This window comes from Rhizobium sp. Root482 (assembly GCF_001426565.1).
Classification (GTDB): Bacteria; Pseudomonadota; Alphaproteobacteria; order Rhizobiales; family Rhizobiaceae; genus Pararhizobium.
In genome coordinates, this window is sequence record NZ_LMFA01000006.1 from 17,121 (window position 1) to 32,204 (window position 15,084).

Consider the following 15,084-nt stretch of genomic DNA (forward strand, 5'->3'; position numbering starts at 1 on the left):
CCCGATCAAGATGTTGCGAATTGCTGGTCCGGTTTGTCGATGGTGCCCGTGAACTGGCCTAAGGGCGGATCGATCGAAGCGAGCGCTTGATATGAGACTTCTCTTTCGATGTGGAACATATGACGGTGACGGATGTTCATCCATGGGGCAGGATAAATGAGGGATATGTCTTGTATTTCTTAGGTGGCGGAGAGTGCGGTGATCTGATCCGTGAGTTCGACTGGAACAGCAGCCCTCTTGGCGCGTCCGAGGCGTGGCCTGTCGAACTTCAGACGCTCGTCAACGTGATGATGGGTTCGCTTCAGCCCATGCTCATCGTCTGGGGCCCAGAACAGACGACGCTATACAATAACGGGTACTCCGCGATGTGTGGCGATCGGCATCCCGCGGCGTTTGGTCGTCCCTTCCGCGAACTGTGGCACGACATATGGGACCGAGTGGACCCTATCATTTCAGCTGCCTATGCAGGCCAAGGCACGTCGATGGACGACATCCAGTTCACGATGTACCGGAAAGGTTATCCCGAAGAGACACACTTCTCCTTTTCTTATACGCCCGTCCGCGATCCCTCGGGTGCGGTACTCGGCATGTTCTGCGCCTGCAACGAGATCACCGACGCTGTCATGGCGCATAGGGAGAAGATGAATCAGCATGAAAAGCTGTTGCAGATTTTCAAACTTTCCCCCGGTGGCGTCGCCACCCTCGTCGGACCTGACCATGTCTTCGACTATGCTAATGAAGAATATTACACGCTGATCGGCCTTGGCCGTGAAATCATTGGCAAGCCTGTCGCGGAAGCGGTGTCTGAAGTCGTTCGTCAGGGATTCATAGAGCTTCTCGATAGAGTTTACATGACTGGCGAACCATTCGTTGCTAAAGGCGTCCACGTCGAACTTAATCGTGGACCATCGGGAGAAATGCAGAACCGGCTCATCGATCTCAGTTTCCAGCCGATGTTTGGTCCGTCCGACAGCATCGTCGGCATTCTGGTTCTCGCCCAGGATGTGACTGAGAGGCTGGCCGACGAGCAACACAAGAATCTGATATCACACGAACTGGGCCACCGGCTGAAAAATCAATTAGCAATGGTTCAGGCGATTGCCTCGCAAACGCTACGAGCGGCAAAAGACATACCGACCGCAAAACGCCTCCTTTCGGATCGTATCGGGGTTTTGAGCGCTGCGCACGATACCGTGATTCAGGGAGGACTTGGGACATCGAAGGTTCACAAGCTCGTCAACCAGATGCTCGCGATTCATGACGATCCGGGCCGTCCTCGGTTCGACCTCTCGGGACCGAACCTGCGCGTGGGCTCAAGGCCTTCGTTATCCCTGTCGCTAATCCTCCACGAGCTCGCGACCAATGCGCTCAAATACGGAGCGTTGTCTACCGCCGAGGGGCGGGTCGCCCTTACATGGAGCATCGTCGGCGAACAAAGAGATCAGTTCGAGATGACTTGGACAGAAAGCGGCGGACCTGCCGTCATTGAACCAAAGACTGAACGATCGGGAGCTAAGCTGATTAAAGCGGGTCTAGCCGGAGCGGCTGACAGCACGGTAAAAATCATATACGAGCCCAGGGGGGTGCGTTGTGTCATTGTTGCAGACCTCATGAGCTTCCAGCAAGAGCATTGAAGAATGGAAATCACAACGAAGCCGCGCCTTCTCGTCGTCGAAGACGACGGTCTCATCCGCCTTGACCTTGCGGACATCCTCGCCGACCAGGGATATGCAGTGGATGAGGCGGCCACCGCCGACGAAGCCCTTGAGTTTCTCGACGCTACCGACGGTATCGTTGCCGTACTAACGGACATTGACATGCCGGGTTCAATGAATGGGATTGGGTTTGCAAACGTCGCTTACGAACGGTGGCCAGAAATCAAGATCGTCGTGATCTCCGGTCGGTACAATCCTGCAGCCGGCGTCCTTCCTCCCGGTGCTAAATTTCTAAGTAAACCAGTTTCCGAGCAGATGATCGAAAGAGTTCTGGTCGATGTCGGGGTCGTGCCGGCGAACTAGGCGTAAGGAGCCGGGAAGAAACACCGTCCGGCGGCACTCGTGTGCGCAATTCGCTCACAATGCCTTCACGCCCACTTTACGTCCTCGGCTCATAGGGACTGGTCGTGGTTAGAAGGTCCTTAAGTGTGGAAGCTCGGAAGTTGGACGATACCGCGTAGCCTCAAAGAGCTATTTCGATTGACCGGTTGCTGACGAACATCTGCGTCAAATGGCTCGGCAGTAGCATCGACGTGCATTGCACCTTATAACACCGCGAAGCCAGGAACGCTTCACCTCCGGAGTTATCGAGACCGATCTGGTCGTCTGGCGAAGAAGCCGGTCACCGAGTTCACCCTCCAGGACGATGATTCAGCCGCCGCAATGGATGTAAGAATCTGGTTGACACCATGCTTGTCTCCGTTAGGTTCGCGTCGATGGTTCCTGACATGCCTAGCAACGTCAGGTGAAAAGGGAATACGGTGAGGACTACCCATCAGGGGCCGAGACCGTGACTGCCCCCGCAACTGTGAGCGGCGAGCAACCTCCTAATACCACTGGCAATCCGTTTTCGGGGCGCTGGGAAGGTGGAGGACGCGACGACCCGCAAGTCAGGAGACCTGCCATCATAATTGAAACCGAACCAGGCGGGGAAGTCTGGTCAGGAGCATCGATGGCTAAAGCATCTTCTCGGCCGGTGGCTACACCTGCCTATTCCGTGGTTCAATCCACACCGCATCAAGTCCTTGTGTGCAAGGGCTGCAAACGCACAGAGCATCATCGCCGACCCGGCGTGTCAATGATTGCCAATCTGCGCGCTGCAATCGCCAGCACCGATCTCAACGAACAATTCGAGGTTACAGGAACAGCCTGCATGGGTGGCTGCGACCAACCCTGTTCGGTCGCGTTTCGTGCTCCGGAAAAGGCGAGCTGGCTGTTCTTCAATCTCGATCCGATCGACGACTTGGCCGACATCGTGAGTTTTGCGAAGCTCTACACAGAACTCGAGGACGGCTGGTGTCGCTCGATCGACCGTCCCGGCAAGCTTGCCGAGAACATATTGGCGCGCCTGCCGGCGATGATTTATCGCCCGGTAAAGCCTGCGTGACCATCGCCACTCTGTAGCTGTCCAATTTAACCTGGAGAATTTGGATGCTGGAACGCGTCGCCCCGACCACTGCTGCCGCTATGGCGGACCATTGGAATTCACGTGCCTGGAAATTCGACGGTTCGGCATCGCATCGGCGCGATGCGGATGCGTGGCGAGCGGCTTTCAAAACAGCCTTGGGAGAGGCTCCGCGCGAGGTTGCAGATCTTGGCTGTGGAACGGGAGCATGCGCGCTTTTTGCAGGCAACCTTGGCCACCGGGTAACGGCAGTCGATGGTTCGGCCGAGATGCTGTCTCACGCAAAAGCGGCAGCCGCCGGGGCCGGACTATCCATCAACTTCATCCACGCGACGATGGATGAGGCGGCACTGCCCGCAGCCAGCGCTGACATCGTCACATTGCGCAACGTCCTGTGGACGATCGAGAATCCGTCGGCGGCATTGTCCCTGGCGCGCAAGGTTCTGCGACCGGGCGGCAAGCTTCTGGTGTCTGACGGTGTTTGGTTCCGCCACCGCGCAAATGACAGCCGCAAAATTTTCGGAGCACATCTGCCCTTTTATAACGGCCTGACTGAGGCAGACGCCCGCCACCTCCTGGGGAACGCCGGTTTCGGCGAGATCAAAAGCTGGCGCCACCTGATGCCTGGCGATCCCTATGGGGCCGTCTATGACGACCCTGAAACACCCATTGCCTTCTTCATTCTCACCGCAATTGCCCCGGAGTAAGTTCATGCCTCGCAATATCTGGTTAGCCGCATTGATCGCGGCAATGTTCGCTTCTCCCCTGTCTGCCTTTGCGCAGGACGAACTTCGAGTGGTCGAACCGTTCCAGCTTCAACGGCTCGACACTCAGACCGGTGGATTCCAGCTTCGCGCCAATGGCGTAACCGAGACGCTGGTGCAGACGAACCCGGAGGCGTCGGTTCTGCCCGCGCTTGCCGAGCGCTGGGAAACATCGGCCGACGGCCTGCACTGGACTTTCTACCTCCGCCCTGATGTCACCTTCCACGATGGCACGTCCATGACCCCGGAAACGGTTGCTGCCTCATTCAAGGCGCTGCTGCCGAAAGGCAATCTCATCAAGAACGCGAAGATCAAGGATGTCACTGCCGGCGAAGGAACTGTAACCTTCACACTCGAGCAACCGTTCGCGCCGTTTCTCGCCTACTTGCTCGACCCTGCGGTTCCCGTGCTCGCTCCATCATCGTTCGGCCCGGACGGAGAGGTCACGGCGATCGTCTCGACCGGCCCGTACCGCATAGAAAGCGCCGAATTGCCCCAAGGTCTGAACCTCGTGCGACATGACGCCTATTGGGGCGAGGTTGCAAAAATCGAGCGCGTCCGCGTCGATGGCGTGCCCAACCCGGAGACCCGGGTCAATATCGCCCTGGCTGGAGAGGGCGATCTCGTGCTCGAGATCCCGACCACCGCTATTGCGCGTGTTGACCGGTCCGGTGAAGCCAAGATTGTCCGGGCACCGGTCCCCCGGGTCGTGATGATGCTGGTCAACGTCAAAAAGCCCCAATTCGCGGATGTCGGGATCCGCCGCGCGCTTAGTCTGGCGGTCAACCGGGAAGCGATCGCCGTCACCGTCATGGGTAATGCGGAGCTTGCCGCCAATCAGTATTTCCCCCCCGCGATGAAGGGCTGGCATTTTGACGACTTCAAGCCGCAGACCTTCAACCTGACGGAGGCCAACCGCATCCTCGAGGAGCTTGGCTGGGTGCGGGGAGCGGACGGTATCCGGGAAAAGGACGGCATCAAGTTTGCTGGGATGATGCAGACCTTCCCGCAGCGCGCCTATTTGCCCGTGATCGCGGAGGCGCTTCAGGCGCAACTGAAAGAGATCGGCTTCGACCTTACCATTCAGGTCGGGGAATCGAGCCTGATCCCCGAGGCGCAGAACAATGGCACCCTCGAACTGGGACTTGGCATCCGCACCATGATCTATCAGGTACCGGATCCTGTCGCGCGCCTCACCACCGACTTTGCAACCGATGAGCCGAGCACCGACGCCACAGGCGCCACCGGATGGAAGAGCGAGGCCATGCGGGAAGCGGTCGCGGCTTACAACCGCACGTCAGACCCGGCAGAGCGCCTGCCATTGCAGCGCAAGATGGCTGAAATCCTGCAAGACGAACTGCCCGTCATCCCGATCACCTTCACCGACGAGAAATACGCGATCTCTGAGAGGCTTGAAGGGTTCGTCGCCGACCCTGTCATGCAGACCCGTCCGTTGAACCACCTGTCGTTCAAGGAATAAATGATGCAGCGCGCGGTTCGTCATGCAATTCCGCGCGCTGTCTTTCGACGCGTGCTTGAGGCTATCGCGGTCGCCCTGATCCTGGCGACGATCTGCTTTGCGCTTGTTCACGCGATCCCCGGCGACATGGCGCTTCGGACCGCGGTCAGTCGGCTCGGCGTCGAGAATACATCGCCAGGCGCCGTCGAGCAGATTCGTGAATCCGAAATGCTATCACGTCCGTTGATCGCCCAGTATGGCGACTGGCTGGGGGCGGTGGTCACAGGCGACATCGGACGTTCGTTCGTGTCCGGTCGCCCCGTGGCAGAAGAGTTACTGGGTGCGAGCGGATATACGCTGCGGCTTGCCGCGATTGCCTGGCTGCTTTCCTACGCTTTCGCCTTGCCGCTTGGCATAGCCGCAGGCCTTGCTCCCAACGGGGCACTGGACCGAGCGACCGCCCTCGCCGCCGCGGCTCTCTCCTCTTTGCCCACCTTCATGATCGGGATTGCACTGATTTCGGTCTTTGTGCTCTCGCTCGACTGGCTGCCCCCTGCAGGCTATCGACGCCCCGAACATCTGGTTCTTCCGGCTTTGACGCTGGCGCTGGGCCTGATGGCGCCGTCGGTGCGCATCATCCGCAACGCCGTCGTCGAAGTGCAGGACGCAAGCTACATGACATACGCACGCATCCGCGGCTTCGGCAGGATCAAGGCGTTCGCCCGCCACGGCTTGCGAAATGCCGGCGTTCCGATCGTGACCTTCGCCGCGCTGCAGTTCGCATACCTTATGGACGGCTTCTTCGTGGTGGAAACCTTGTTCAACTATCCCGGTATTGGGGATGCGATGGTGAAGGCCCTGCTGGCTCGGGATGTGCCTGTGGTCATGGGTTGTGCGCTGTTGATCGGAACCACCTATGCAGGCATCAGCCTTCTGGCTTATCTCATCTGCATGGCGCTCGATCCCCGTCTTGTGGACGAGGGCCATGGCAGCCGCTGATCGACGATATCTCTGGATGAGTGGCGTGGCAGCGGTGCTGATCGTGTCTGTCGTGGCGGCGGTCTGGCATCGTGACCCCTTGCATCAGGATCTCATGGTCGCGCTGGCGCCCCCGTCCCTCGGCTTTCCACTTGGAACCGATCATCTCGGGCGGGACGTGTTCGCTCGCCTTTTCCATGCCCTGCCCCGTTCCATCGGGATTGCGACGGCAGCAATGGCAGCGGCGGCGTTTTTCGGTACATCTGCCGGGCTCATCGCTGCAGCGTCCAATCGTTTGGTCGATGGGGCGCTTATGCGGCTTACGGATCTTGCCCTCGCCTTTCCCGGACTGCTGCTTGCCATGGTGCTGGCGGGGTTGATGGGGGGCGGCACCATGCCTGTCCTGCTCGGCATCTCACTGGCGCAATGGCCGCAGTTCGCGCGCATGACGCGCACCATCGCCGCGACCGTTCTGACAGAAGCGCATATCGAGGCATCGCGCCTCGCAGGTCTTGCAGAATGGCGCATTCTGTTGCGACAGGTCATGCCCCGCGTCCTGAGCCAGACCATGGCGCTTGCGACGCTCGGCGTCGGTGGTGCGGTCTTGACGATATCGTCGCTCGGGTTTCTCGGACTTGGACTGCAGCCGCCCACGCCCGAATGGGGTGCGATGATCACGGAACTGCTGCCTTATATGGATCTCGCGAAGATACAGATCGCAGCACCCTGCATCGCCCTTTTCCTGACCGTTCTTGCCTGCATGGCAGCGGGACGACGACTTGCGGAGGCACGATGAGCCACCCGGTGCTTCGCGTCAGCGACATGTCGGTCAAGGACCGGAGCGGTACCTTGCTGGTTGATCGCGTCAGCTTCTCGGTCCAGCGCGGCGGTGCTTTTGTTATCATTGGTGAAACCGGAAGCGGCAAGAGCCTCGTCGCGCAGTCCGTCCTCGGTCTTCTACCGGCAGGCCTGGTTGTCAGTGGCCGGATCGAATTCGATGGTGAGGTCGTCGATCTTGCCGATCGAACTGCCTTGCGACGGCATTGGACGCATCATTTGGCGCTGATACCGCAGGAGCCGCGCTCGGCACTTGATCCTACCATGAGGGTGTTGCCGCAAATCGCCGGGCTTGGGCAGCAACATAGGGCGAGGGCCACGATGTCCAGTCTTAGCCTTCATCCGGCGGTGGAGCGACAGTATCCTTTCATGTTGTCGGGCGGCATGGCCCAGCGCGTGCTGGTGGCCGGCGCCCTGACGACGGATGCGCGTGTCGTCATCGCCGATGAGCCCACCAAAGGCCTCGACGACGACCGAGTCGAGGAAGCCGTCTCGCGCCTTCGGCAGATCCAGGAGCACGGCCGTGCCGTCTTTGCCATCACGCACGACATCCGCGTGGCGCAGGGCCTGGGCGGCCAGTTGGCGGTCATGCGCGAAGGTAGGGTGTTGGAACAGGGGCCGGTTGACAGTGTGGTTTCCGCTCCACACCATGCCTATACACGCGCTTGGCTCGGGGCTGACCCTGATCGCTGGCACGCCCGAAAAGCATCCGGGTCGGCTGAACCAGTGCTTGAGGCCGACAACCTCTCATATCGAATTGGCAGTCGTACGCTGTTCCATGATCTCAGCCTCGACCTTTGCCAGGGATGCATCACCGCCGTGACTGGTCCAAGTGGCAGCGGCAAGACGATGCTTTGCAATGTCCTCCTCGGCCTCGCACGTCCTTCCGCCGGGACGGTACGCTGGAAAGACGGGACCGATCCGCACCTTGTCCGCAGACCGCCCCTTCGTTCGCGGTATCAGAAGCTGCATCAGGACCCAGCCTCTGCCTTCGTGCCGGGCCGCGTGTTGCGGCGTCAGTTCGCAGATCTGAGGTCTGTCCTTCCGCCCGGATACATGGAACGCGACCTACCGTCGTTGATCGAACGTCTCGAACTTGATGCCGCGCTGCTCGACAGGCGACCAGATGAAGTATCGGGGGGGCAACTGCAACGGATTGCCATCGCGCGCGTCCTCCTATTTGATCCACTGTGTCTGGTTGCGGATGAGCCAACATCGCGGCTAGACCCCCTGATCCAACGCGACGTGATGGCGCTGCTACGAAAACTTGTTGATGAACGAGGCATGAGCCTTGTGCTAACCAGCCATGACCGCCGACTGATGCGTGCCGTTGCCGACGATGTAGTGCGACTTGGGTAGGACCACATGCAATCCGCCGGCAGCTGGGATGCGACTACATCTTCCATTCGTCCTCGCAAGGGCAGGAACGAAGGGGAATGAGCGACCGGAAACGAATAGTGGAGATCAATCTATCTCGCGTTGCGGACCGCCATCAGCGCCGTGACGAAGGCGCGCACGAGGCTCGCCTTCTGCATATCCGGCCGAAACAAGAGATAGCTCTTGAAATAGACTGACGGCTCGAAAGGTCGAAAGATCAGGCCGCGCTGCGCAAACCCGTCGATTGCGAGTGGATTGACGATCGCCAATCCGACCCCCTCGAGCGCGAGTGCGCAGGCTGTGATGGCAAAAGGCGTTTCGATCACAAGGTTGGGCTTGGACCCGGCTTCGGCGCAGTGACGCTCGAACTGAAGCCGGGCCCGGTCTTCCGCCGACAAAGCGATATAGTCCACCTCATGGAAGTCCTCCGGCCGGATAACGTCTCGCTCAGCCAATGGGTGTTCCGGGGGAATGGCGCAGAGGGCCGGGAAACTCCCGAACACCTGATGTTCGACCCCCGACAAGTCGACCTCGTCGGCCGCGAGACCAAGATCGAAATCACCATCGACGATATGGTTGCGCACCGCAGCCGACGACATGATGCTGAGCGTCACGATCGCCGCCGGATAGCTCTCTCGAAATCGCTTCACCGCACGCGGCACGATCGTCGAGCCAGCAGCTGCCAGGCTTGCCACGCGGATCTGCCCCGAGCCGAAATCCCGGATGCGCGCCGCGGACGAACGCAGCAAATCTAGGCCTTTGAAGCTGGCGTCGACGTCCCGGTAGAATGCCTGGCCTTCGGGCGTCGGGATCAATCTGCCCTTGACGCGATCGAACAGCGCAAAGCCAACAGCCTCTTCCAGTTCGCCGACCAGGCGGCTGACATTCGGCTGCGTCACGCCCATAAGTTCGGCTGCGCGCGATACAGTGCCGCTGATGATGACGGCACGAAATGCCTCGATCTGCCTGAAGTTCATTCATCACCTATACGTTTTGCGCATAGACTTAGACGCTCCGGTCAATTGTTTGTCTACTCTGCTGCCGCTTAAACTGACGAAAATTATCCAATGAGGACAGTCCATGCGTGACAAGACGCTCTGCGTAAAGCGGCCCGACGTTTCCCATGAAGGTTTTGCAAGCCTTGCAATACCGACCTATCGGGCATCGACCATCGTGTTCGATAGCGCCGAAGCCTATGCCAACCGCTCCAAGCGCGGCCCCGACGGTTATACCTATGGCCTCCACGGGACACCGACCTCCCGCACGCTCGAGGCGTCAATCACCGCTCTGGAACAGGGCCTTCGAACTGTCCTCGTTCCGTCAGGTCAAGCCGCGATCACTGTGGTGTTCCTCTCGGTGCTGCTGCCCGGCGACACAGTTCTCATCCCCGATAGCGCCTATCCGCCGGTAGTGGGCTTCTGCGAAAACTACCTGAAGCCGCGCGGCATCTCCCACCGTATTTACGATCCCATGATCGGCTCGGGCATCGCCAGCCTCATCGACGACACCGTCAAGCTCATCTGGACGGAATCGCCTGGGTCCACGACGATGGAAATCCAGGACATTCCCGCCATCGTCGCAGCCGCGAAATCCCGCGGCGTCCTGACCGGCTGCGACAACACCTGGGCGACGCCGCTTTACTTCAAGCCGCTCGCCCAGGACATGGACTTCTCGTCGATGGCCTTGACGAAATATGTCGGCGGCCATTCCGACCTTCTCATGGGATCGATCGCAGTCAAAGACATCGCGCTCCACAAGAAGCTGAAGGACACCATGAGGATGATCGGCATGGGGGTCTCGCCTGATGACTGTGCGTTGGCACTTCGCGGCATGGAGACCATGGGCGTTCGGCTTGCCCATTGCGGCCGGGTTGCCTTGGATTTCGCCAGGAAAATTGCCGACCGAGTTCCGTCGGAACTGGTGCTGCATCCCGCGCTTCCCGGGACGGCCGGCCATGAATTCTTCCAGCGGGACTTTGCCGGCGCCAGCGGCGTGTTCAGCCTTGTCATTCCCCCTCACGCCGAGGCTGCCCTCCCCGACCTCTTGACCGCAGCGCAGACCTTCTCGATCGGCGCCTCCTGGGGCGGGACCCACAGCCTTCTTGCGCCGATGACCATCACGCGCGCGACTGACCCTCATGCCCATGCCGGCACGATCCTAAGGATCAACGTCGGCCTGGAGGATGAAGTCGACCTCTGGGCAGACCTCGAGCCGATCGTCGAAGCGATCGCGACAGCGCCAGCCGTGGCGAAGACTGCCTGAGCACATCACGAACCAAATAAAACACAAAGGGAACGAAAACATGAAAAACTGGAAACTCGCCACTGCCGCGCTGGCCGCCGCACTGTCTGCCACGGCGGCCCATGCAGGACCGACACTCGACAAGGTGAAGGAGAGAGGTCGCATCGTCTGCGGCGCAAGTCAGGGAACCGTCGGCTTTGGATCGCCCGACGATAAGGGCTATTGGACCGGCCTCGATGTCGAGACCTGCCGCGCTGTGGCGGTCGCCATCTTCGGTGACAAGGACAAGGTCGAGTTCGTCCCCCTGAGCGGACAGCAGCGCATTCCGGCGCTCCAAACCGGCGAAATCGACATCCTGCCCCGCACCCTTACATGGACGCTGCAGCGTGACGCGAACGGCATCAACTTCACCACGCCGACCTATTATGAGTTCACAGGCTTTATGGTCGCAAAGTCATCCGGCGTGACCAAAGTGGAAGAGATGACGGGGGCGTCCGTCTGCGTTCAGACGGGCTCCACCACCGAGGTCGTCGTCAACGATGTGTCCACCAAGCTGAACCTGCAGCTCAATCCGGTCGTGTTCGACAATGTCGCTGCCACCCGACAGGCCTTCTTCTCCGGCCGCTGCGATGCCCTCATCACCGATGCGGCCGCCCTTGCTTCCGTTCGCGCCACGCAATCGGACAAGCCCGACGACTACGTCATTTTCCCGGCGACCAAGTACATGGACGCCCTGACACCGGCCGTACGCCATGGCGACGACAACTGGATGGATATCGTCAACTGGTCGATCCAGGCGCTGCTCAATGCCGAACTCTACGGCATCACCCAGGCAAATATCGATGAGCTGATGACCTCCGACGACCCACGGGTGAAGCGCTTCCTCGGCATCGAACCCGGCAACGGCAAGGCGCTCGGGCTCGATGACAAATTCGCCTACAATATCGTCAAGCAGCTCGGCAACTATGGCGAGATGTTTGATCGCAACCTCGGTGCCGGCAGTTCGCTGAAGATCGAACGCGGCCCCAACAGGCTGTTTTCCGATGGCGGACTGATGTTCCCGATGGCCTTCCAATAAATAGGTCGGGAGCCGATCATGATCTCCGCTGTTCTTGACAACAGACGGTTCAGAAGTTGGGGTGGGCAGATCCTTCTGCTGGGCGGCTTTGCCGCCCTCCTCCTCTGGCTTGTGATGAACACCGTCACGAACCTCGATGCCCGCGGGATCAGGGTGGGCTTCGACTTCCTGTGGCGCCAGGCCAATTTCCCGATTTCCGAAAGCGTCCTGCCCTACAATCCATCCGACAGTTTCCTCTGGGCATATGTCACGGGCGTCGGCAACACGCTGGCGATATCTGTCCTCGCGATCTTTCTGTCGACCGCGCTCGGCTTGCTCGTCGGACTGGCGCGGCGGTCGAAGCACCCGCTGAGTTCAGGCGTCGCCGGCGTATTCGTCACGACCATGCGCAACATGCCGCTGATCGTCCACCTGCTGTTCTGGTACGCGGTTGCAACCACCGCGCTGCCGGCGCCGCGCGAGGCCTACAATCCCCTGCCCGGCGTATTCCTGTCGCTGAGGGGTTTCTACATTCCCGCAGTGGAACTGGACGTCACCTCCTGGGTCATGGTCGGCCTCGTCATCGCCGTGACATGGGGCGTCTGGCGCCTGCGCCACCACCTGATGGGAACCGGCCGATGGCATGACCGCCATCCCGTCCTGGCGCTTTCGGGGCTGACGGCCACCGTTGCCCTCGGTGCGGTGCTACTTCTCCAGCCAAGTGCCGTGGTCAGCTCTCCCGAAATGCGGGGGTTCAACTTCACAGGCGGGCTGCGTCTTTCGCCGGAGTTTGCCGCCCTCATGCTGGGCCTGGTCATCTACACATCCGCCTTCATCGGGGAGATCATCCGCGGTGGCATCGACGCCGTCTCGATCGGGCAGTGGGAGGCCGGACGCGCGATCGGGCTGTCGGAACGCCACACGCTGACCAAGATCATCATCCCGCAGGCACTGCGGATAATCATCCCCCCGATGACATCGCAGTATTTGTCGACCGTCAAAAACACCACGCTTGCGCTCGCCGTTGGCTACCCGGAGCTCGGGCTCGTCGTCGGCACGGTCATTAACCAGACTGGCCAGGCCATCGAGAGCATTGGACTGCTGCTCGGCATCTTTTTGACCATCAGCATTGCCGTTTCGCTGTTCATGAACTGGTACAATGCGCATGTCGCATTGGTGGAGGCACGATGACCGTATTCGATGTCGCCCCGACGGTTGCCCACATCGAGCCGTCCGCTCCGCCGAAGCCACCGCACAAGCCCCTCCTGCAGCTCTTCTTCGGCGATCTGATAGCTTCGGTTCTGACCGTCTCCACCGGCTTCCTGCTGATCCTGATGATCCCGGCGCTGAATTGGGCCGTCCTGGATGCGGTATGGGCCACCGACGACCCGTCCACCTGCCGCGACGGCGGTGCCTGCTGGGCCTTCATCGCGGCAAAATTCCGCTTTATCATCTTCGGTGTCTATCCACCGGACGAGCAATGGCGACCACTTCTGGTCATGGGCCTGATCCTTGCAATGATCCTCGCCTCTCTCTCCCCAAGGCTCTGGGGCCAGAGACTGATTGCCGCCTGGATCGCTTGCGTTGCCGCCATGCTCACCCTGATGTGGGGCGGCGTCCTCGGGATGGCGCCGGTGCCGACGTCAAGCTGGGGAGGGCTGCCGGTGACGCTACTGCTCGCCTTGCTGTCACTGGGCCTCGGCTTTCCTTTTGCCGTCTTCCTTGCACTCGGAAGACGCTCGTCGCTGCCGATCCCACGCATGCTGTCACTGATGACGATCGAACTGGTCCGCGGCCTGCCGCTGGTGGGGCTGCTGTTCGTGGCCTCCATCCTGCTGCCGCTGCTTCTGCCGGCCGGCTGGTCAATCGACAAGCTCGGCCGCACCCTGGCGGCGCTGACTGTCTTTGCCGCCGCCTATCTTGCCGAAGTGATCCGCGGCGGTCTGCAGGGTGTTCCAGCCGGCCAGATCGAAGCCGCCAAGGCCCTGGGCATCCCCGGCTGGAAGGCGGTATGGCACATCGTCCTCCCGCAGGCGCTCCAGAAGGTCATTCCTCCTTTGACCAACACGGCGATCGTGATGGTCAAGAACACCAGCCTCGTCTTGATCGTCGGCGTCTTCGACATGCTGAGCGCTGCCCGCGTAGCGGCCACCGACCCAGTGTGGTCAGCTCCCTATGTGGAGAGCTATGTCTTCGTCGCCTTGATCTATTTCCTGATCTGCTTCGGCATATCGAACTACAGCCGCTGGCTTGAAATCCGCGTGCAATCCCGGAGCTACCGATGACCGTGAATAACCTGAACGCTATCGAAGTGGCCGCCCTAGACAAATGGTATGGTAGCTTCCACGTCCTGAAGAGCATCGACCTCAACGTCGCGACTGGAGAGCGCATCGTCGTCTGCGGTCCCTCCGGGTCTGGGAAATCAACCCTTATCCGCTGCATCAATCGGCTGGAGGAGCACCAGCGGGGCAATATTTCCGTCAATGGCATCCCGCTCGGCGACAGCGTCAAGAACCTCGACGCGATCCGGCGTGAGGTGGGCATGGTGTTCCAGCACTTCAACCTCTTCCCGCACCTGACCGTGAAGGAAAACTGTGCCCTGCCGCAGATCCTGGCGCGCGGCAAGCGGCGGCGGGACGCCGAGGAGATGGCCATGCATTTCCTCGGGAAAGTGCGCATCCCGGAACAGGCCGACAAGTATCCCGGCCAGCTTTCCGGAGGGCAGCAACAGCGCGTGGCGATCGCCAGGGCCCTTTGCATGACGCCGAAGATCATGCTCTTCGATGAACCCACCTCGGCGCTCGATCCGGAGATGGTGAAAGAGGTTCTCGACACCATGGTGACGCTCGCCGAAGAGGGCATGACGATGATCGTCGTCACCCATGAGATGGGCTTTGCCCGCCGCGTCGCCGATCGCGTCGTCTTCATGGAGGCGGGTCAGGTCATCGAGATCAACGAGCCGGCGGCATTCTTCGATGCTCCCGAGCAGGAGAGCACCAGACGCTTTTTGGCGAACATCATGCACTAGCGGTATCACCGCCAACGTACTGATCGATCCGAGGCTCCAGACGCCAAAAAGCTCGATCGACGGCCTTAAACGGATAGTAACGCGCGACCTGTCTTTCACGCACCGTATCTGCACCAAATTTAATAGCTCGGGCAGTTACTTCTGCTTCCGTAATGCCGGGTATGGCCCGGATTCAGACTGTCCGATGTGGGGGCAACGACAAGAACGTCTGGACATCTTGCAA

General features: G+C 60.3%; 14 protein-coding genes and 1 riboswitch. Of the genes, 13 read left to right on the top strand and 1 reads right to left on the bottom strand.

The window, feature by feature from the left end; all coding sequences use genetic code 11:
• The first annotated feature begins 119 nt into the window (after positions 1–119).
• The 8 genes from ASD31_RS05885 to ASD31_RS05920 all read left to right on the top strand — a co-directional run bounded on the left by ASD31_RS05885 (position 120) and on the right by ASD31_RS05920 (position 8,517).
• Positions 120–1,634: a sensor histidine kinase gene (locus tag ASD31_RS05885; protein WP_056330744.1), complete on the top strand. Its 1,515-nt coding sequence runs from the start codon at positions 120–122 to the stop codon at positions 1,632–1,634.
• 3 nt (positions 1,635–1,637) lie between these two features.
• Positions 1,638–2,018: a response regulator gene (locus tag ASD31_RS05890; RefSeq protein ID WP_056330746.1), complete on the top strand. Its 381-nt coding sequence runs from the start codon at positions 1,638–1,640 to the stop codon at positions 2,016–2,018.
• 397 nt (positions 2,019–2,415) lie between these two features.
• A riboswitch (cobalamin riboswitch) is annotated at positions 2,416–2,637 on the top strand.
• Between the two features lie 30 nt (positions 2,638–2,667).
• Complete coding sequence (locus tag ASD31_RS05895; RefSeq protein ID WP_082520430.1) at positions 2,668–3,102, top strand: DUF1636 family protein; 435 nt, start codon at positions 2,668–2,670, stop codon at positions 3,100–3,102.
• A gap of 44 nt (positions 3,103–3,146) precedes the next feature.
• A complete protein-coding gene (locus tag ASD31_RS05900) occupies positions 3,147–3,827 on the top strand; it encodes a class I SAM-dependent methyltransferase (RefSeq protein ID WP_056330752.1) in 681 nt (226 codons plus the stop codon).
• 4 nt (positions 3,828–3,831) lie between these two features.
• Positions 3,832–5,364, top strand: coding sequence for an ABC transporter substrate-binding protein (locus tag ASD31_RS05905; RefSeq protein ID WP_056330754.1), 1,533 nt, complete (start codon positions 3,832–3,834; stop codon positions 5,362–5,364).
• A 3-nt stretch (positions 5,365–5,367) separates the two neighbouring features.
• Entirely contained in the window at positions 5,368–6,342 is a 975-nt protein-coding gene (locus tag ASD31_RS05910) for an ABC transporter permease (RefSeq protein WP_162251136.1), read from the top strand.
• Positions 6,329–7,117, top strand: a complete 789-nt coding sequence (locus ASD31_RS05915) for an ABC transporter permease (RefSeq protein WP_162251137.1) — start codon at positions 6,329–6,331, stop codon at positions 7,115–7,117. Before ASD31_RS05910 ends, ASD31_RS05915 begins: the two co-directional genes overlap by 14 nt.
• Complete coding sequence (locus ASD31_RS05920) at positions 7,114–8,517, top strand: ABC transporter ATP-binding protein (RefSeq protein ID WP_056330760.1); 1,404 nt, start codon at positions 7,114–7,116, stop codon at positions 8,515–8,517. Before ASD31_RS05915 ends, ASD31_RS05920 begins: the two co-directional genes overlap by 4 nt.
• A gap of 110 nt (positions 8,518–8,627) precedes the next feature.
• Here the strand turns inward: ASD31_RS05920 and ASD31_RS05925 are convergent, their stop codons facing one another.
• Complete coding sequence (locus ASD31_RS05925) at positions 8,628–9,512, bottom strand: LysR substrate-binding domain-containing protein (protein ID WP_056330762.1); 885 nt, start codon at positions 9,510–9,512, stop codon at positions 8,628–8,630.
• Between the two features lie 103 nt (positions 9,513–9,615).
• On the opposite strand from ASD31_RS05925, the gene ASD31_RS05930 reads away from it, so the two are divergent.
• From ASD31_RS05930 to ASD31_RS05950, 5 genes are read left to right on the top strand one after another with little or no spacing between them, the layout of a single operon-like run.
• The gene (locus ASD31_RS05930; protein WP_056330765.1) at positions 9,616–10,797 is read left to right on the top strand and encodes a PLP-dependent transferase; all 1,182 of its coding nucleotides are present in this window, start codon (positions 9,616–9,618) and stop codon (positions 10,795–10,797) included.
• Positions 10,798–10,837: 40 nt separating this feature from the next.
• Entirely contained in the window at positions 10,838–11,854 is a 1,017-nt protein-coding gene (locus tag ASD31_RS05935; RefSeq protein ID WP_056330767.1) for an amino acid ABC transporter substrate-binding protein, read from the top strand.
• An 18-nt stretch (positions 11,855–11,872) separates the two neighbouring features.
• Positions 11,873–13,024 (top strand): amino acid ABC transporter permease, encoded by a 1,152-nt coding sequence (locus ASD31_RS05940; RefSeq protein ID WP_056330770.1) that lies wholly within the window; start codon positions 11,873–11,875, stop codon positions 13,022–13,024.
• Positions 13,021–14,118, top strand: coding sequence for an amino acid ABC transporter permease (locus tag ASD31_RS05945; protein ID WP_056330773.1), 1,098 nt, complete (start codon positions 13,021–13,023; stop codon positions 14,116–14,118). The genes ASD31_RS05940 and ASD31_RS05945 overlap by 4 nt, the downstream gene beginning before the upstream one ends.
• Positions 14,115–14,861, top strand: coding sequence for an amino acid ABC transporter ATP-binding protein (locus ASD31_RS05950; RefSeq protein WP_056330776.1), 747 nt, complete (start codon positions 14,115–14,117; stop codon positions 14,859–14,861). Before ASD31_RS05945 ends, ASD31_RS05950 begins: the two co-directional genes overlap by 4 nt.
• Positions 14,862–15,084: the final 223 nt, after the last annotated feature.